This window comes from Pseudomonas baetica, from assembly GCF_019733355.1.
Taxonomy (GTDB): Bacteria; Pseudomonadota; Gammaproteobacteria; order Pseudomonadales; family Pseudomonadaceae; genus Aquipseudomonas; species Aquipseudomonas baetica_A.
The window spans coordinates 1-2,596 of the sequence record NZ_JAIHLQ010000105.1 but is presented as its reverse complement, the minus strand read 5'-3'; the positions used below and the strand labels follow the sequence as shown (position 1 = coordinate 2,596).

At 64.4% G+C, this 2,596-nt stretch carries 2 protein-coding genes; both read right to left on the bottom strand.

Annotated features, from left to right (window positions below; translation table 11 throughout):
• Nucleotides 1-105: 105 nt before the first annotated feature.
• Nucleotides 106-861 (bottom strand): IS21-like element helper ATPase IstB, encoded by a 756-nt coding sequence (istB, locus tag K5E40_RS34210; protein WP_083375454.1) that lies wholly within the window; start codon nt 859-861, stop codon nt 106-108.
• A gap of 17 nt (nt 862-878) precedes the next feature.
• On the bottom strand, nt 879-2,393 hold the full coding sequence (istA, locus tag K5E40_RS34205; protein ID WP_038408847.1) for an IS21 family transposase: 1,515 nt from the start codon (nt 2,391-2,393) through the stop codon (nt 879-881).
• Nucleotides 2,394-2,596 lie beyond the last annotated feature (203 nt).

The window sequence follows — 2,596 nt, the reverse complement described above, 5'->3', positions numbered from 1 at the left end:
TGCGGATTCCACGCCATTCGGACACTCAGCCCACGCTGATCCGGACACCTGTTCCACGATCATTCGGACAGGCAGTCGGAGCGCAGCGACGCAGGGGTGGCATTGTTAGTCTGAGGTGCCCGGCGTCGTCAATTTCTGCGTCCGTTTGCGCATTGATTCACCCTCCAGATTGATCCGATAAGCGTTGTGCACCAGGCGGTCGAGGATGGCATCGGCCAGGGTCGGATCGCCGATCAGTTCGTGCCAGTTGTCCACCGGCATCTGGCTGGTGACGATGGTCGAGCGCTGGCCGTAACGGTCGTCCAGTAGCTCCAGCATGTCGCGCCGTTGCTCGCCGGTGAACGGGGCCAGGCCCCAGTCGTCGAGGATCAGCAGGTCGGTCTTGGCGTAGCTGCTCATCAGCTTGGCGAAGCGGCCGTCGCCATGGGCCAGACCCAGTTCTTCCAGCAAACGTGGCAGGCGCAGGTAGCGCACGCTGTAGCCCTCCCGGCAGGCCTGGTGGGCCAGGGCGCAGGCCAGCCAGGTTTTACCCACGCCGGTGGGCCCGTTGATGATCAGGTTGAGTCCGTCGCGTAACCACTGACCGCTGCTCAGCTGGAGGATCAGCGCCTTGTCGAGTCCGCGCGGGCTGCGGTAGTCGATGTCTTCGAGGCAGGCGTTGTGCTTGAGCCGGGCCTGACGCAGGCGGCTGCTGAGGCGCTTGTCGTCGCGTTCGGTCAGTTCGCGGTCGACCAGCAGGCCGAGGCGTTCCACGAAGCTCAGGCTGTCGATGTCGGGGGTTTTCAGTTGCTCGGCGAGTGCCTTGAGCATGCCGGTCAGGCGCAGGGTCTGGAGCTTGTCCAGGGTCGGATGGGGCAGCATGGTGGGATTCCTTGTGTTCAGTGGTAGTAGCCGGGGCCGCGCAGATTGGCGTGGTCGTCCGGCAGCAGGGGCAGGTTGGCTTGAGCCAACGGCAGGCTTTCCAAACCCTGGCGCAGGATCGATTCGAGGCTCTTGTAGCTGCACGCACCGAGGCTGAGGGCGCGACGGCAGGCCAACTCCAAGCGCACTTCGCCATGGGTCTTGCCCAGGCGCAGGATGCCCAGGCAGGCCCGGTAGCCTTGGGTTGGGTGGATGCGCCGTTCGAGGATGTGGCTGATCACGCCGGCCGTGTTCGGCCCGGTCTGCTCAGCCCAGCGGATCAGCCGTTGTGGCGTCCACTCGGCGTGCTCGCGATGGCTCTTGGGCATGTGCTCGGCCTGTGTGCTGTGCCGGCCCTTGTGCGGTGAGCGAAGGTGGCTGGCCACCCGCTGATTGGCGTGGAAGCACTCCACCGTGCGCGCTGTCAGGCGTACTTCCAGTTGTTTCTTCACCAGTTGGTACGGCACCGAGTAGTAGTGCCCATCAACCTCGACGTGGTAGTCGATGTGCACACGCGCCTTCTTCCACTCGGCATACACGTAGGGTTGCTCCGGCAGCGGCCGCAGCACCGGACGATCCAGGGCTTCGAAGGCCGAGTGCCGGGAGCCCGGCAGCTTGCGAAACGGTCGTCGGTTGAGGCGCTCCAGCAATAAGGCGATGGCGCTGTTGAGTTCGTTCAAGGAGAAGAACTGGCGGTTCCTCAGCGCGGCGAGGATCCAGCGCTCGACCACCTGCACGCCGACCTCGGCCTTAGCCTTGTCGCGCGGCTTACGCGCCCGCGCCGGCACCACCGCCACGCCATAGTGCTCGGCCAGATCGCGGTAGCTCGGGTTGATGTCCGGCTCGTAGCGATGGCTCTTACTCACCGCGCTGCGCAGGTTGTCCGGCACCACGATCTCCGGCACGCCCCCGAGGAAGGCGAAGCAGCGGGTATGCGAGCCCAGCCAGTCCGGCAACTGCTGCGACCAGGTGGCTTCGGCGAAGGTGTAGCTGGAGGCGCCGAGCACCGCGACGAACACCTGCGCCTGGCGGATCTCGCCGCTGTGCCGGTCGATCACCGGCACCGTCTGCCCGGCGTAGTCGACGAACAACTTCTCGCCGACGCGATGTTCCTGGCGCATCACCACGTCCAGCTTGCCCTGCCAGGCCCGGTAGTGCTCGCAGAACCAGCTGTACTGAAAACCCTGCGGCTGGCTCAGGCGATACTCCTGCCAGAGCAGCGCCAGGGTCACGCCGGGGCGACGCAGCTCGGCGTGCACCCAAGACCAATCAGGCAGTGGCCGCTGCTCACTGGGCACCGCAGGGGCCAGTGGGAACAGTTGCTGTTCCAGTTCGGAATCGGACAACGAGCAGGGCCAGGCTAGACCGCTGGCGGCAAAGCGACAGAGGTAATCACCGGCACTGCTGTGGCCTATGCCCAGACTGCGGGAGATCTTACGGACAGACAGCCCGCAATCGAACTTGAGGCGCAACACCTCACGGATTTTACGCATGGACAAACGCTCCACGACGACCTCTCTGCTTCGAAAAAGAGGTCGATGGTAGTGAATAAATCCTGCGTAGCTGCCTGCCTGGAAAGTGTCCGGATGGCCGTGGAATCGGTGTCCGGATGCTCGTGGAATGAGTGTCCGGATCAGCGTGGAATCACTGTCCGGATGTGCGTGGAATGGGTGTCCGAGTCAGCGTGGAATCCGCA